The 16,049-nt window shown below is 69.8% G+C and carries 13 protein-coding genes and 1 pseudogene; 11 read left to right on the forward strand and 3 right to left on the reverse strand.

The window, feature by feature from the left end; genetic code table 11:
• Positions 1 to 363: 363 nt before the first annotated feature.
• Both HNQ61_RS25510 and HNQ61_RS25515 read right to left on the reverse strand, forming a co-directional pair.
• A complete protein-coding gene (locus HNQ61_RS25510) occupies positions 364 to 522 on the reverse strand; it encodes a hypothetical protein (protein ID WP_170034213.1) in 159 nt (52 codons plus the stop codon).
• Between the two features lie 27 nt (positions 523 to 549).
• On the reverse strand, positions 550 to 2,322 hold the full coding sequence (locus tag HNQ61_RS25515; RefSeq protein ID WP_170034211.1) for an amidohydrolase family protein: 1,773 nt from the start codon (positions 2,320 to 2,322) through the stop codon (positions 550 to 552).
• 162 nt (positions 2,323 to 2,484) lie between these two features.
• On the opposite strand from HNQ61_RS25515, the pseudogene HNQ61_RS25520 reads away from it, so the two are divergent.
• Positions 2,485 to 2,817 (forward strand): annotated as a pseudogene (locus HNQ61_RS25520) (FKBP-type peptidyl-prolyl cis-trans isomerase); the annotation flags it as partial.
• Between the two features lie 205 nt (positions 2,818 to 3,022).
• Positions 3,023 to 3,796, forward strand: coding sequence for a hypothetical protein (locus tag HNQ61_RS25525; RefSeq protein ID WP_170034207.1), 774 nt, complete (start codon positions 3,023 to 3,025; stop codon positions 3,794 to 3,796).
• A 229-nt stretch (positions 3,797 to 4,025) separates the two neighbouring features.
• Here HNQ61_RS25525 and HNQ61_RS25530 read toward each other — a convergent pair whose 3' ends face one another.
• Positions 4,026 to 4,583, reverse strand: a complete 558-nt coding sequence (locus tag HNQ61_RS25530) for a GNAT family N-acetyltransferase (RefSeq protein ID WP_240978684.1) — start codon at positions 4,581 to 4,583, stop codon at positions 4,026 to 4,028.
• A 170-nt stretch (positions 4,584 to 4,753) separates the two neighbouring features.
• Here HNQ61_RS25530 and HNQ61_RS25535 point away from each other — a divergent pair, with 170 nt between their 5' ends.
• The 9 genes from HNQ61_RS25535 (at position 4,754) to opp4C (ending at position 16,022) form a co-directional block, all read left to right on the forward strand.
• Positions 4,754 to 5,521 carry an adenosylcobinamide-GDP ribazoletransferase gene (locus tag HNQ61_RS25535; protein ID WP_170034203.1) on the forward strand — a complete coding sequence of 256 codons (768 nt, stop codon included), beginning with the start codon at positions 4,754 to 4,756 and terminating at the stop codon, positions 5,519 to 5,521.
• An 86-nt stretch (positions 5,522 to 5,607) separates the two neighbouring features.
• Positions 5,608 to 5,997: a glycine cleavage system protein GcvH gene (gcvH, locus tag HNQ61_RS25540; RefSeq protein WP_170034201.1), complete on the forward strand. Its 390-nt coding sequence runs from the start codon at positions 5,608 to 5,610 to the stop codon at positions 5,995 to 5,997.
• A gap of 101 nt (positions 5,998 to 6,098) precedes the next feature.
• Positions 6,099 to 6,791, forward strand: coding sequence for a metal-dependent hydrolase (locus tag HNQ61_RS25545; protein ID WP_170034199.1), 693 nt, complete (start codon positions 6,099 to 6,101; stop codon positions 6,789 to 6,791).
• Between the two features lie 675 nt (positions 6,792 to 7,466).
• Positions 7,467 to 8,618 (forward strand): lactonase family protein, encoded by a 1,152-nt coding sequence (locus HNQ61_RS25550; RefSeq protein WP_170034197.1) that lies wholly within the window; start codon positions 7,467 to 7,469, stop codon positions 8,616 to 8,618.
• Positions 8,619 to 9,113: 495 nt separating this feature from the next.
• Positions 9,114 to 9,914 (forward strand): lipoate--protein ligase family protein, encoded by an 801-nt coding sequence (locus HNQ61_RS25555; protein ID WP_170034195.1) that lies wholly within the window; start codon positions 9,114 to 9,116, stop codon positions 9,912 to 9,914.
• 55 nt (positions 9,915 to 9,969) lie between these two features.
• Positions 9,970 to 11,601 (forward strand): ABC transporter substrate-binding protein, encoded by a 1,632-nt coding sequence (locus tag HNQ61_RS25560; protein ID WP_170034193.1) that lies wholly within the window; start codon positions 9,970 to 9,972, stop codon positions 11,599 to 11,601.
• 523 nt (positions 11,602 to 12,124) lie between these two features.
• Positions 12,125 to 13,849, forward strand: a complete 1,725-nt coding sequence (locus tag HNQ61_RS25565) for an ABC transporter substrate-binding protein (protein WP_170034191.1) — start codon at positions 12,125 to 12,127, stop codon at positions 13,847 to 13,849.
• A gap of 4 nt (positions 13,850 to 13,853) precedes the next feature.
• Positions 13,854 to 14,837, forward strand: a complete 984-nt coding sequence (locus HNQ61_RS25570; RefSeq protein WP_170034189.1) for an ABC transporter permease — start codon at positions 13,854 to 13,856, stop codon at positions 14,835 to 14,837.
• A gap of 3 nt (positions 14,838 to 14,840) precedes the next feature.
• Positions 14,841 to 16,022, forward strand: a complete 1,182-nt coding sequence (gene opp4C / locus HNQ61_RS25575) for an oligopeptide ABC transporter permease (RefSeq protein ID WP_205761404.1) — start codon at positions 14,841 to 14,843, stop codon at positions 16,020 to 16,022.
• Positions 16,023 to 16,049 lie beyond the last annotated feature (27 nt).

Below are 16,049 nucleotides of genomic sequence, written 5' to 3' on the forward strand. Positions count from 1 at the left end.
GTAGAGGCGGCGCAGGTTGTCCTGAGCGAATGAATCCGCCGCTCAAAAAGCGGGAAGCCCCGACACGACGCCCACAGGCGCCGTTCGGGGCTTCAACTGCATCGGGGATACACTCGCGAGCCAAAACCGCAGTCCGCGCAGGCGGACTTCGTGTGTTTCGAGGCGCGGTTTCAACCGCCGGACGGAACGCCCGCCGCCCGCGCCGTCCTTTCCCCCGCACCACACCGCCGTGTGCTCCCTCTCCCACATCCGTTCGTGGGAGAGGGTCGTCGTGCGCAGCACGCGGGGTGAGGGCCCCACCGGCCGCCGCGCGAACAGATGGTCAGCGCAGGCGGCCGGCCCGGCGGTCCCCATCCCCGCCGGTCAGAAGTATTCGCGCATGATCTTGCGGCCGTAGTACAGCCCCGCGCCCGTCCCCACCATGCTCCCCACGATGGCGGCAAACATCCCGAACGGCTCCCCGATCATCCAGCCGATCCACCCGCCCACGGCGGTCCCGATCAGCACCAGCAGTCGTTCCATGCGTGGCTCCTTTCGTGTGGATGGCGATCAGCGGTATTCCAGTTCCTGGCGCGTCCACACCTCGCCCGCGCGCGCCACCAGCCGCACCGAGCGCAGGTTGCGCACGTCCGCCAGCGGATCGGCGTCCAGCACCACCACGTCGGCGATCATCCCCGGCCGCAGCGCGCCGATGTCGTCGCGGCGCATGGCTCCGGCCGCCGTCCGCGTGGCCGCCACCAGCACCTCCATGGGCGTCATTCCCGCCTCGGCCATCGCGTCCATCTCGCGGAACACCGAGGCGCCGTGCAGCGTCAGCGGGTTGCCCGCGTCCGTCCCCATGGCGATGGGAATTCCCGCCGCGCGCACCCGCCGCAGGTTCTCGTACATGGTGGTGCGGCGGCGCTCCATCCCGCGGCGGAACGAGGGCGGCAGGTTCAGCGGCGGCAGCGAATCCGTCAGCGCCGCGCGCGCGCGGGTGGACGGGTCCACGCACGCCATGGGCACGCCGGTCGTATCCAGCCGCCGCTCATACAGCTGCACGTATCCGTCCGTCACCGTGAGCGTGGGGACGTAGGTGGCGCCCGCCTCGTGCGCCAGGCGCAGGAACTCGTCGTCCACCGGCAGGTCATCCACGGAGTGGACCAGGAGCTTCGCCCCCGCCCGCAGCGCGTCCTTGGCCTCCCACAGCCCCGTCGCGTGCACGATCATGGGCACGCCCGCCCGACGCGCCTCTTCCGCCACCACGCGGACGCGGGCCTTGAGCGCCACCGTGTCGGGACTGGTGCCTTCTACGAGGTACCACACCTTCATGGCGTCCGTCTCGTATTGCGCCAGCATGCGGGCGCCGGCACGGGTGACGGAGTCGTTGGCCGTGTGGATGAACTGCCGCGACGCGGGCAGGTTGAGCCAGTGGTCCAGCGTGGACAGCAGCGGTCCGGCCGCGGCCACGTGCGGCGCGCTGGTGCTGGCCTCCGCGCGGGCGCGCAGCCCCCACGTCCACGGAAACCCGCCCACGTCGTACGTCCCGGTCACGCCGGAGCACAGGTAGCTGCGGTAGAAGCGTTCGGGGTGCGCCTCGAGCTGGGCGACGGTGCTGTCGTACGGAAAGCGGTCGCGCACGTCCGCCGCGTCGGGGCGCCCATCCGCCCACCCCGTCTGCGAATAGTGCACGTGCGCGTCGATCAGCCCCGGGATGATCCACTTGCCGCGCGCGTCGATGCGCTCCACGTCCGCGCCCGGCGTGCACTCGCCCACGCACTCGATCTTTCCGCCCCGCATGACGACCGTGGCGTTGCGCATGGGCGCGGCGCCGGTGCCGTCGATGACCGTGGCGCCGGTAAAGGCAAAGGCGGGAACCGGCTGGTCGCCCGGCGCGCCGAACGCGGTGCTCACGGCCACCTTCCAGCTTCCGTCCGCCTGCTTCACCAGCACCCGTTCCGACACCCCGCGTGAGCTGCTGCCGCCCTGCGCCACGCGGTAGCGGTACACGCCATACGCCACCCCGGGCGCCACGGGAACGATCTCCACGTGCGAGGCCACGAGCGTATCCGGCCACGAGTCGGGATTTCCCGCGGCCAGGTCCGCGTAGCCGTACTGCACGCCGGCCGGTCCGGTTCGCGCCAGCCGCGGGCTCTGCAGATAGTTGCGCAGGTACGCGGCGCGGTCGCGGCGGTGGATGGCTTCGATGTTGCCCCGGAAGGCGGCCAGTGCCTGCACGCTGTCGCGGGCGCGCGCCGCGGCGGAATACGTCTGGCCGTGCGCGGGAACGGCCGCGGACGCAAGCAGCGCCAGGGCGGCCGCGGAGCGGGCGAGTGTGTTCATCGGAATGGGCGGGATCAGGTTGGCGAGGGGCTGCCGTCAACAGTACCTTGGCGGCCATGCGCGGTCAAACCGGGATCTCGCTTCCGGCTGATTCTGGGTGATGGATGGCGGGCGGACGATCAACTCAACGGGAGAACCAACGTGGCGGAAACAGGGATGACGGCGACGCCGTCGGGGCTGCAGTACCTGGATGAAGAGGTGGGAACCGGCAAGGAGGCCAAGGCCGGCCAGCGCGTTCGCGTGCACTACACGGGCACGCTGATGGACGGCACCAAGTTCGACAGCAGCCGCGACCGCGGCACGCCGTTCGAGTTCGACCTGGGCGCCGGCCGCGTGATCCGCGGCTGGGACGAGGGCGTGGCGGGGATGAAGGAAGGCGGCAAGCGCCGCCTGGTGATTCCGCCGGACCTCGGGTACGGCGCGCACGGCGCCGGCCGGGTGATTCCGCCCAACGCCACGCTGGCGTTCGACGTGGAACTCATCAGCGTGGGCTGATTTCGTTCGTCTCCGGATGATGCGGCGCCGCTGAGACTGGCGGCGGGTTCACGCGGGGAGCGCGGGGGTTCGCGGAGGGAACGGCGGGGATCTGCCGTCTTCCGCGGGCCCCCGCGTCTTTGTGCGCACTGAAATTTAAACTGGTCTAAATCATGCATTCCACCATGTTGCTGATTCGATCTTCTTCCCTGCTCTCCGGAACTTCATGCGCCTCCCGCTTCTCCCGCTCGTTGCCGCGGGCCTGCTCGCCTGTGCCCGCACCCTCGCCGCGCAGGAGTTCGAGCCGGGGGAGATCGAGGACAACAGCTTTCTGCTGGAAGAGGCGTACAACCAGGGAGCCGGCGTGGTGCAGCACGTGTTCACCTTCACCCGTCCGCGGGATGGCGGCGAACGGGAGTTCGCGCTCACGCAGGAGTGGCCGCTGGGCGGGCTGCGGCACCAGATCAGCTACACGGTGCCGTACGTCCGCACGATGGCGGGTGAGGGATTCGGTGACGCGGAGATCGCGTATCGTTATCAACTGATGCAGAGCCGCGTCAGCATCGCGCCGACGCTGGCGGCAACGGTGCCCACGGGACGCGAGCGCGTGGGCGGCGGACGGACGGGGATCGAGGGGCTGGTCCCGCTCAGCCTGCGGGTGACCGGCGCGGTGGCGGCGCACAGCAACGCGGGCGTGCACCTGCTGCGCGGCGCGGACGGCGCGGAATCCACGACGGGCGTAACGCTGGGCCAGAGCGTGATCTGGCTGGCGCACCCGCGCATGAACCTGCTGGTGGAGTCGCTGTGGACGCGCGACGACACGGACGGAGAGATCGAGGAATCGCTCTTCGTATCGCCCGGCGTGCGGGTGCGGTTCGAGGTGGGGGGCGCGCAGGTGGTGCCCGGCCTCGCGATTCCCATCGGCGTGGGCGCGAGCCACGGAGAGCGGCAGATCATGCTCTACTTCAGCGTGGAGCACGCCTTTCAGAAGCAGCGCTGAATCGGAGGAACTGCAACAGCATCTCACGCGGGGGTCGCGGAGGTCGCGGAGGTCGCGGGGAAGAGAAAAGAGGGAGAAAGAAGATGGCCGGCATCCTCTTTCTTCCCTGGCCTTTCTCCCTGTCCTTCTTCTGGAATCCGCGCTGCGGCTGGGGGCCGGCTGCGGTTCCCCCGCGACCTCCGCGACCCCCGCGGCCTCCGCGTGAGGGCAGTTTACATGGCTCGCCGGCTCACGAATCCCGGGAGTACGCCATCATCTCCGCCCACTCCTCGCGCAGCAGCCCGTACAGCATCACATCCCAGAACCGCCCCTTCTGAAACACGTGGTTGCGCAGCAGTCCCTCACGGCGCATCCCCAGCTTCTCCAGCACGTTGGATGACGCCGCGTTGTCCGCGATGCAGTGGGCGTGCAGCCGCGTCAGCCCCTGCTCGCCGAATCCCCAGTCGCGCATGGCCAGCGCCGCCTCCGTCGCAAAGCCCTGCCCCCAGTGGTCGGGATTCAGTTCGTACCCGATCTCCGCGTCGCTGCCGGCCGGGTCGTCGCGCCGCACGCCCACGTTGCCGATCATTTCCCCCGTGGCCGCAAGCTCGATGGCCAGCTGCGTCTTGATGCGCGGCCGGTCTGCCCGCCACGACAGAAAGGCGGCCACCAGCGTCTGCGACTCGCCCGGATCCATCCGCTCGCGATCGTAGTAGCGCAGATACCGCGCATCGTTCTGGTACGCGTGCATCAACTCCCAGTCGTCGCGCTGAAATTCGCGCAGAAGCAGGCGCTCGGTTCGCAGCATCACGGGCGTTCGGCGGATGGAGGAATTCATCCCGCCCATTATGCGCCAGCCGCGTGCATCCGACAACGTCCGTGGCGGAAAGCGGATCGCTCCCGGCCCGCCCCGTGCGGAAGCCGCCTGCTCGCCCCGGCACCGCGCCGGGCCGCTTGCCGACCGACGATCCGCACGGGATGGAATTCACCGAACCACCACACTCGCCCCTGCGCCGGCTGCGGCGCGCGGCGGGGCTGCTCACGCTCTGGCGCCCGCGCGACGCCCATCCGCCGGACGCGGACGAGCTGCGGCAGGCGACGGCTTTCTACCCGCTGGTCGGGCTGGTCATCGGCCTCCTTCCCGCGGCGGCGCTCCTGCTTCCCCTTCCCGCCGACGCGCGCGCCGTGCTGGCGCTGGCGGCATGGCTGCTGGTGACGGGCGCGGACACGCTGGGCGGATGGGCCCGCGCCTGCGACGCCGCCTTCGCCCCGGCCGTATCCACGGACGACGACACGCGGCGGCGGCGCACGGAAGCGCTGGGCGCCTCGCGGCTGGGCGTGATGGGCGGAACCGCGCTGGGGCTGCTGCTGCTGGCCAAGGTGGCGGCGCTGGCGCACGCCCCGCCGGTGGCGCCCATGGTTGCGGCCGCGCTGGGCCGGTGGGCCATGGTGCACGCGCTGCGCACCTACGCCGCCGCCCCGCCGCATGACGCGCGCATCCCCGCGGCGGGCGGGGTGCCGCTCTGGTCCGCCACCTGGGTGGCCGTCGCCGTGCTTTCGCTGCTCACCATCGCCTCGCCGGACCCGGTGTGGACGGCGTACGCCATCACCGCCGGCGCGGTGCTGGCGCTGGCGGCAACCGCGTTTCTGGTGGACCGGTTCGCGGGGGTCAACGGACCCGTCTGCGGGGCCGCGTGCGAGGCGGCGGAACTGGCCGTGCTGTGGATGTTCGTCCCCTGGGGATGACCGTTCGCGCACGCGTCGCTTGACCGGCCCCGGTGCCCGGCCTATTCTCCCGGCGTTCCGAACCGGCTGAACCGCGCGGAGAAACCATGGCCAACGTCCCGCAGGACCTGCGATACACCCGTGAGCACGAGTACCTCCGCCCCGTCGAGGGGCAGGATGGCGTGTTTGCGGTCGGCATTACCGAATACGCCCAGGACCAGCTGGGCGACATTGTCTTCGTGGAGCTGCCCAAGGCGGGCTCATCCTACGACGCCATGGCGCCCTTCGGCACCATCGAGGCGGTCAAGGCGGTTTCCGAGCTGTTCATGCCGCTTCAGGGCGAGGTCGTGGAGAGCAACGGCGCGCTCGACGGCAACCCGGCGCTGGTGAACAGCGATCCGTATGGCGAGGGGTGGATGATCAAGATCCGCCTTGCCGACCCGTCCGCGGTCGACGGCCTGCTGGACGCCGCCGCCTACAGCGCCCTCATCGGCTGACGACGAACGGGAAGTGCGGAGCGGAATCCATCCCCCTCCGCACTTTCGTACTCTCGTACCTTCGTACTTTCGCACTGCTTTTCTCGCCGGAGGCGATTTTCATGGCCCGTCTGCTCTACCACGGACACTCGTGCTTCACACTGGAAGCACCGGACGGGACGCGGATCATGATCGATCCCTTCCTGGACGACAATCCGCTTTCCGACATCAAGAGCAAGGATGTGGAGAAGCTGGACTACATCCTCGTTTCGCACGGCCATTCCGACCACTTCGCCGACTGCGTGAAGCTGGCGAAGAAGCACGACGCCACCGTGATCTCCACCTTTGAACTGGTGAGCTTCTGCCAGCAGGAAGAGGGAGTCAAGAAGGGTCACGGAATGAACATCGGCGGCGCGTACGTGTTCCCCTTCGGCCGGGTGAAGCTTACGCCCGCGCTGCACACGGGAAGCATCGACGGCGACAAGAACGGCGCGTACACCACCGACTGCTGCGGCTTTCTGATCAGCCTGGACGGCGGGCCCACGGTGTACCACGCCGGCGACACGGCGCTCATCATGGATCTGCAGCTGCTGCAGGGGCGCGTGGACGTGGCGCTGCTCCCCATCGGCGACAACTTCACCATGGGGCCGGAGGATGCGGCCCGCGCGGTGGAGATGATTCAGCCGGAAGTGGTCATCCCCATGCACTACAACACGTTCGAGCTCATCAACCAGAACCCGGAAGCGTTCCGGGAGATGGTGGGCGACACCGCGCGCGTGGAAATCATGCAGCCCGGCGGCTCCTACGAACTCTGATCCACCGTCGTTCCGTGGATGAAAAGCGCCCTTCCCGGCAACCGGGGAGGGCGCTTTCTCGTTCGGTGGATGACGCAAAGCGGTGCGTTGCGCATCCGGATAGACGGATGCGCGGCGACAGGCCGGGACGACAAGAAACAATGCCGCGCGTCCGCGGCTTCGTTGAGCGGATGAATCCGCCGCTCCAACGGCGCAAAGCCCCGACACGGCGCGCTGCGCGCGACGTTCGGGGCTTCACCCGCGTTGAGACCTGGGAGTCAGACCGCGCTTGCGGCCACCAGAGCGGGCAGTCGGCCGACGCGCCCCGGACCCGCCTCCGCGCCGAACGGCTCCCCCTCCCCCGCTTGCGGGGCGAGGGGCTGGGGGGAGGGCGGAGCCCGCCGCCGCGCCGGGCTTCGCTGGGCGCACGATCCGGTCCCACGCCCGGCCAACCGACTGGACAAACCTTCTTCATACCCGCGCTTCTTTTCGGCCTTCCCAATCTCCACCCATCCCCCAAAGGCCTGCAGACCATCCGTTTGCGCACCGGAAACCGGGTCCGCCTCTTGCCTGACCGGCGCCCCGGCCCGACGTGTTCGCCGATGTCATGGCGAACGCGCCCGGCCGGTCTGAATGTCCTCCGCCGGGGCGGCGGAAGGACGAGTACGGGATTACCCAGGGATGTGGAGGCGTGGAATGAAAGCATGGTGGATCCTCGCGGCGGCTGCTCTGCCGCTCGCGGCGTGCGACGGCGTGTTCGACAGCGACGACGACGACAACAACAACGCGGGCGCGGTGTTCACGATGAACAACGCGGCCAGCGCCAACTACGTGATCGTGTTTCAGCGCTTTGACGACGGCACCCTGGCGCGCGTGGACTCGGTGGCCACCGGCGGGCGCGGCAGCGGCCCGCACCCGGTGTTCGGCGCCGACCCGCTGGAATCGCAGGACGCGGTAATTCTGTCCAGTGACAACCGCCTGCTCTTTGTGACCAACGCCGGCAGCAACGAAGTCACCTCGTTCCGCGTCTCCAGCTCCGGCGCGCTCACCCGCGTGAGCACGGTGAGCTCCGGCGGCGTCATGCCCGTGAGCCTGGCCCACAACGGCGACGTGCTGTACGTGGTGAACGCCATGAACGGCGGCAACATCAGCGGCTTCCGCGTGGGCACCGACGGCACGCTCACCGCGCTGTCCGGCAGCACCCGCCCGCTCAGCGGCGCGGCGATGACCGGGCCCGGCTCCATCCGCATCACCCCCAACGGCCAGGCCATCATTGTCACCGAAAAGATGACCAACAACCTGGTGCTGTACGGGCTCAACAACGGCGTCACCGCGACCGGCCCCACCGTCATTCCGTCGCCCGGGCCCACGCCGTTCGGCGCGGACTTCGATGCGTCGGGGCGCTACATTCTGTCCATCGGCAACATCGGCCCCAACCGGGCCGCGGTCATGGACGGCAGCTCGGTGGCGTCGCTGGTGTTCAGCGGCAACGGCGTGACGCCGGTGGCCGCCGCGGTGCCGACGACTGAAACGGCCGCCTGCTGGATCCAGACGACCCCCGACGGCCGCTACGCCTACACCACCAACACGGGCAGCGGAACCATCACGGGCTTCAGCATCGGCAGCAACGGCGCGCTCACCCGCATGCGCAGCGACGGCGTGAGCGGCTCCACGGGCGCCATGAGCATGCCGCTGGACATGGCGTACGCGGACGGGTACCTGTACGCCCTCACCGCCGGCGACCGCGGCATTCACGTGTTCCGCGTGGGGAGCGACGGCTCGCTCACGCCGCAGAACAACCTCACGGGTGCGTTCCCCGTCAGCGTGACCGGCCTCGCGGCCTTCTGACGCACGCCGCCTGACGGAAAACGGACGGGCTGCTCCCATCGGAGCAGCCCGTCCGCGCATTCCGGCCCGTCGTTACATTCGATACGTAACATCCTTAGCCGCCATCGGATGGCAATCCCCCGCCCCGCCATCATCCGCCCCGCCCTCCCCACCGCCCTCCCCACCGCCCTCCCCACCGCCCTCCCCACCGTCGTCCCGCTGCCGAGCCCGGCGATCTGCCATCCCGATGAGCGCACCGCGGCAAGCCGTGAATCGATCCTCATCATTCCTCCCATCGGTCGATGATTGACGCAGCGAGCCACGAACGACGCTGTTCCCTGCGGATGGCGGGCGAAAAAGACGCGTGGCAGCCCGGGATGATTTCCCTCTGCTGCTCCGCTGCTCTGCGTGATCCGCCGTTTTCCTCGCCCGGGATGGCGAGCGGCGGTGCAAACGGGCGGAAAGCGTCCGTATCGCCTTGACGCCCGCCCCCCCGGCGGCCTACCATCCACCCACATGCAGACCAACCCCGAGCCCCGCCCCGCTTGGCGGCTGCTGAACACCGCGCCGGCCCCGGGGGCGTGGAACATGGCCGTGGATGAAGCGCTGGCCGACGCCGTGCGCGCGGGCGGCCCGCCCACCCTGCGGCTGTACCGGTGGAACCCGGCCTGCCTGTCGCTGGGCCGCAACCAGCCCGGCGACGGCTACGACCGCGACCAGATCCGCCGCCGCGGGCTGGACGTCGTGCGCAGGCCCACGGGGGGACGCGCCGTTCTGCACGCCCGCGAACTCACCTATTCCGTCGCCGTGCGCGACAACGTGCTGGGCTCGCCGCGGCACGCGTACGCCGCCGTAAACCGCGCCCTGGTGGCCGGCCTGCGCGCGCTGGGCGTGGACGCGCACCTGCAGCCCGCGGGCGGTGGGCGCGCCCCGCTTCCCTCGCTGGCGCCGTGCTTTGAGCAGCCGGTGGAGGGGGAGGTGGTGGCGGGCGGCCGCAAGCTGGTGGGGAGCGCGCAGCGGCGGGAGCGCGGCGTCATTCTGCAGCACGGCTCGCTGATCCTGCACGACGACCAGGCGCTGCTGGCGGAGCTGATGCACCCCGGCGCCGCCCTCCCCGCCGCCTCGCCTCCGGCCGCGCTGGCCGAGCTGATGGGCACCGTTCCGGACTGGCGGGACCTCTCCAACGCCATCGCCGGTGGATGGCGCGAATCGGTCGGCGGCGAGCTCGTGGAGGACACGCTCTCCGCCGAGGACGAGGAGCGCGCGGCGGGCCACCGGGCGCGCTACGAGGACCCGGCATGGACTTGGCATCGTTGACCCGTTTCGCGGCCCCGAGCCGCGCGATCCAACACCGACGATCACGGGGAATGGGATGAACGCCAGACACGCCAGGACCGCGCTGGCCGCGCTGCTCGCCGCGGCCCTCACCGCCTGCGGCGGAGGAGACCGGGGCGGCGACGCGGGCGGAGCCGGCAAGGACGACGGAACCCCGCAGCGGGGCGGCACCGGCGTCGTGGCCGTGCTCACCGACTTTCAGGCGTTCAACCCCGTCACCAACACGGCGCTGACGACGGACGACGTCATCAAGCACATGCTGTTCACGCCCATCATCCAGTATGATGAGAAGCTGAACCCCAAGCCGTGGCTGGCCGAGCGCTGGGAGCTTTCCGACACCGCCGTCGTCTTTTTTCTGCGCAAGGACGTGAAGTGGCACGACGGCCAGCCGGTGACGGCCGAGGACGTCAAGTTCACCTTTGACCTGGCCAAGGACTCGGCCACCGCGTCGCTGATCGGCTCGGCGTACGTCAACATGATCAAGTCCGCCACCGTGGTGGACCCGTACACCATCCGCTTCGGCTTCGTGGCCCCGCACGCGCAGGCGCTGGACGCCTTCTGGTGGCCGCCGCTGCCCAGGCACCTGCTGGCCAACGTGGCGCCAGGGCAGCTTTCCACCGCGCCGTTCAACCGCAACCCGGTGGGCAGCGGGCCCTTCAAGTTCGCGGACTGGAAGCCCACGCAGTCGGTGACCTTCGAGGCCAACCCGGACTTTCCCGAGGCGCTGGGCGGCCGCCCCAACCTGGACCGCGTGGTGTTCCGCATCGTCCCCGAGGCCACCACCATGGTCACGGAGCTGGTGAACGGCACGGCCGACATGATCGGCTACACCCTGCTGCCGGACCAGGCCAAGTCCATCGACGGCCAGCGCGGGCTGGAGCTGCGCCACTACCCGTCGCGCGAGTTCACCTTCTTTGCGTGGAACAACACCCGGCCGCTCTTTGCCGACGCCCGCGTGCGCCGCGCGCTCACCATGGGCATCGACCGGCAGCAGATCATCACCGGGCTGCTGCAGGGCTACGGGCAGCCGGCAACGGGGATGATCCCGGCGTGGAGCCCCATGTACACGCAGATGCAGCCGCTGCCGTACGACGCCAACGCGGCCAAGCAGCTTCTGCAGCAGGCGGGGTGGACGGACACCAACCGCGACGGCGTTCTGGACAAGGGCGGGCAGCCGCTGCGCTTTTCGCTCACCATCAACTCCGCCAACCGCTCGCACGGCGACATCGCGCAGGTGGTGCAGCGGCAGCTCAAGCAGATCGGCGTGGACCTGCAGATCCGCCCGCAGGAGTTCCAGTCCATGCTGCAGCAGTACAAGGGGCGCGAGTACGACGCGGTGCTGGCCAACTGGAGCCTGGACACCTTCAAGGTCGATCCCTCGCCCCTGTTCTCCTGCGCGCAGGCGCGAGTAAAGGGCAGCGCCAACCGCACCGGGTACTGCAATCCCCAGGGCGACGAGCTGGCCAGCCGCGCCATGCGCAGCACCGATCCCGCCGCCGCCAAGCAGCTGTGGGCGCAGTGGTCGCAGCTGCTGCAGCAGGACCAGCCCATCACCTTTCTGTACTGGACCGAGGACCTGGCCGGGGTGGGCCCGCGCGTGCGCAACGTGCAGACCGACGCGCGCAGCAAGATCGTGAACATCGCCGAGTGGTGGCACCGCGGCCGCTAGACCGCCGGATCCGCAGGCAGGCATACCGGGGGAGCCCCGCCAGGCGCGGGGCTCTCCCGCGCCCGGCTCCCCCGGCGCGCGAACCGCTCTCCTGACGTTTGATGACGACGATCCCCGGTCGCGCGGATCGTGAACCGAAATCCCGCCCACGCCGCGCTACCTTCACGATCTACGCGGGCAGCCGCGAGCGGGCGGACCGTATCGGACCTGCCCCGTGAGGTCCGGACCGGGCCGGCGCGGTCGGGATGGCCGTCGATGGCCGGGCCGCGGGCGGATGGACGGAAGCCGTCCGTGAACGCCCTACCGCGCACCATCGACCAGGCTCGAGACTTCCACGGCATCATGGACGGCGAGGCGCGTCGTGCAGGCGGCTGGCTGACCCCGCGCCTTTTCCTGTTCCAAAGAGCGCCTGGACGATGTGAGCAGCCGGGTGCGCGACGGGCACGCGCCGGCGCGCCGGGCGCAGACAGTGGGTACCTTCTCCCCAACGGCCGCGCCCGGCAGGGCGGCGGCGGATAACCGGATGAACTACACGGGCGGATGGATGCGGGGCGCGCGGCGGACGGCCGCCGCGCTGGCGGTGGTGCTGGGGGCGTGCACGGACGGCGGCGGCGGGTCTGGCGAGAAGACCGCCGCCCCGCGCGGCGGCGGCGCGGAGCCTAAACTCGGCGGCACCGTGGTGGTGGCCGAGGCGGGCGACGTGCAGCAGCCGCTTCCCCTGCTGTTCACGGGAGCGCCCGACGGCGACCTCATGGACATGATGTACATGGGGCTCACCGCGCAGGCGTGGGAAAACGGGCGTCTGGTCTACCAGACCTCCGACGACTCGCCCATGGCCATCGCCTGGCTGCACGAGTACACGGGGCCGGACTCCACGGCCATCCGCTTCCGCATGCGCAGCGCGCTGCGCTGGTCCGACGGCAAACCCATCACCGCGCGCGACGTGGTGTGGACCTACCGCACCCTGGCGGACCCGCGCGCCGCCTCGCCGCACTCCGACGTCACCAAGCAGCTGGACTCGGTGCGCGCGGAAAACGACTCCACCGTCGTCTTCCACTTCAAGCGCCACTACCCGGAAATGCTCTTTGACGCGGGCACCGGCATCATGCCGGAGCACGTGTACGCCTCCACCCCGCCGGAGCGGCTGGCCTCGCACCCCGTGCTGGGGCGGCTGGAGACGATGGTGGTGAGCGGCCCGTGGAAGGTGGGCGCGCGGCAGGCCGGGCGGCAGACCACGCTGGTGCACAACCCGCATTTTCCGGAGGAATTCCGCCCGCGGCTGGACCGCATCGTCCTGCGCGTGGTTCCCGACCCCGGCACCCGGGTCACGGAGCTGCGCAACGGCACGGTGGACGTGGGGCGCGGCATCACCTTCGAACGGGTGCGGGAGCTGCGCGGGCAGGCACCCAATCTGCGTTGGGAGCGCGAGGACGACCGGTACTGGGAGTTCGTGGCGTACAATCAGCGCAAGGTGGCCGCCTTTCGCGACGCGAGGGTGCGGCGCGCGCTGGGGATGGCGGTGAACGTGCCGGGGATCGTGCAGACGCTGGCCATGGGGGAGTTCGCCACCCCGGCCACCGGCCCGTACCCCCCCATCTTCCGCGATCTGTACGACCCGGCCGTCCGGCCGCTGGCGTACGACACGGCGGGGGCGCGGGCGCTGCTGGACTCGGCGGGGTGGCGCGACGCGGACGGCGACGGAATCCGCGAAAAGGACGGGCGGCCGCTGCGCTTTACCCTGCTGACCAACACGGGCAACCAGCGCCGGCAGGACGTGTCCACCATCCTGCAGCAGCAGTGGAAGGCCGTGGGGGCCGACATGCGGATCCAGATGCTGGAGCTGGGCGCGCTCAACCAGCGCATGCTGGTGGACCACGACTTCGAGGCCGTGCTCACCAGCTGGGGCGTCTCGCTCACGCCGGACGTGTCGGCCATGTGGACCAGCGGCGGTGCGTACAACCTCACCGGGTACAGCAGCGCCGAGACGGACTCGCTGATCGCCCGGGCGGCGGCCCAGGCCCGGCCGGAGGGGGCCAACCCGCTGTGGCGTTCCGTGGCGGCCAGGATCGTGCAGGACCAGCCGTATACGTCACTGTACTACTACGACCCGGTAACCGGCGTTAACAACCGGGTGCAGGGCACGCACGTCACCAGCTTCGGCGCCTACGCGCGCAGCTGGGAATGGTGGGTTCGCGACGCGCCGGGGCGCGGGGCGAAGGCCGACAGCTCAGAGGGAGGATCGAGATAAGGGGATGATCGCATACCTGGTCCGGCGGCTGCTCGGCGCCATTCCCCTTCTGCTGGGGATCCTGACGCTCATCTTCTTCGTGCTGCACATGGCGCCGGGCGACCCGGTGCTCAAGTTCGCCAGCCCCAACGTGAGCCCCGAGGTGCTGGACCAGATGCGCCGCAACTTCGGGCTCGACCAGCCGCTGCACGTGCAGTACTTCAAGTGGCTGTGGAGCTTCGTGCGGGGCGACTTCGGCTACTCGTTCGGGCAGATGCGGCCCATCAACGAGATCCTTCCCGAGATCCTGTGGAACACGCTGCAGCTCACGCTGATCTCCCTGGTGGTGATCTTCGTGATCGGCATGCTCATCGGCATCGTGCAGGCGGTTCGCCAGTACAGCATCGCCGACAACGTGCTGACCTTCGTGGCGCTGTTCTTCTATTCGATGCCGAGCTTCTGGTTCGCCCTGATGCTCATCCTCATCTTTTCGCTGCACGCGGGGCAGGCCGGATGGCCGCTCGCCCTGCCTGCGTCGGGAATGACGAGCATCGACTACGACTACCTTTCGGCGGGCGGCAAGATCGGCGACCGCTTTCTGCACCTGATCCTTCCCGCCATCGCGCTGGGCGTGGGCTCGGCGGCGGGCGTCGCGCGGTACATGCGCGGCGCCATGCTGGAAGTGATTCACCAGGACTACATCCGTACGGCCCGCGCCAAGGGCCTGTCGGAGCGCACCGTCATCTTCCGCCACGCGCTGCGCAACGCGCTCATCCCCATCATCACCCTGCTGGGGCTGTACCTGCCGTTCCTGCTTTCGGGCGCGGTGCTGGTGGAAACGATCTTCGCCTGGCCGGGAATGGGGCGCGCCATCGTGGAAGCCATTCTGGCGCGCGACTACCCGATGGTGATGGCAACCTCGTTCGTGATCGCGGCGATGGTGGTGTTCGGCAACCTGCTGTCGGACGCGCTGTACGCCGTGGTGGACCCCCGCATCCGGAACGACTGAACCATGGTCCGCGTTTCTCCCGACGTCGAGTCCGTACCGCCCGAGCCCATGCCGGCCGGCGGCATGCCTCTCCCCCCCACCGGCAATGGCCCCCGCGGCGGCGGCGTGGTGTGGACGCGGGTGGTGACCCTGGTGCTGGCCTGGGGCTTCACCTTCGCGGTGCTGTTCATCAGCTGGTCCACCATCCAGGCCCGGCGCGCCAACCCCACCGGGGTGCGGGTGCGGTGGGACTGGTACGTGGCACTGGTGGCGCTGGCGGCCGTGGTGCTCACCATGCTGTGGTGGACGTGGAAGTCGGTGTCTCCCGCGCAGCTGGCCAAGGGGCGGGTGCGCGGCGACTCGCAGTGGTCCATCGCGGCGCGCCACTTCAAGAAGAACCGGCTGGCCATGTTCGGGCTGGCCATCATGATCCTGCTGTACGTCATCACGCTGCTGACGCCGCTGATCGCGCCGTACGACCCGGCCGCGCAGGGCGACATCATCACCTCGCGCTACCTGGCCCCGTCGGCCGAGCACCTGTTCGGCACCGACAAGTTCGGCCGCGACATCTTCAGCCGCACGCTGTACGGCTCGCAGATCTCGCTGTCCATCGGCTTCGTCGCTGTCGCCATCAGCATCACGCTGGGGACGATGGTGGGCGCGCTGAGCGGCTACTTCGGCGGCTGGGTGGACGGCGTGCTGATGCGCTTCACGGACATGATGCTGGCGTTTCCGCGCCTGGTGCTGCTGATCGTGGTGATCGCCATCTTCGAGAACCCGTCGTTCTGGCTGGTGGTGGTGGTCCTGGGGCTGACGGGATGGATGGGCACGTCGCGCATCGTGCGCGGCGAGGTGCTGAGCCTGCGTGAGCGCGAGTTCGTGCAGGCGGCGCGGGCGCTGGGGATGAACGACCTGCGCATCATCATGCGGCACGTCATCCCCAATACCATGGCGCCGGTGATCGTGTCGGCCACGCTGGGCATCGGCCTGACGATCCTGACGGAAGCGTCGCTGTCGTTCCTGGGCCTGGGCGTGCAGCCGCCCACGCCCACGTGGGGCAACATGGTGAGTGACGGGCGCGACGCGCTTACGCAGGCGTGGTGGATCGCCACCTTCCCCGGCCTGGCCATCGTGCTGACCGTGGTCGCCTTCAACCTGCTGGGCGACGGCCTGCGCGACGCGCTGGACCCGCGCCTGCGGACCTGATCTTTTCGCACGACGACGACTCCCGCG

Origin of the sequence: Longimicrobium terrae, assembly GCF_014202995.1 — a bacterium.
GTDB classification, from domain to species: domain Bacteria; phylum Gemmatimonadota; class Gemmatimonadetes; order Longimicrobiales; family Longimicrobiaceae; genus Longimicrobium; species Longimicrobium terrae.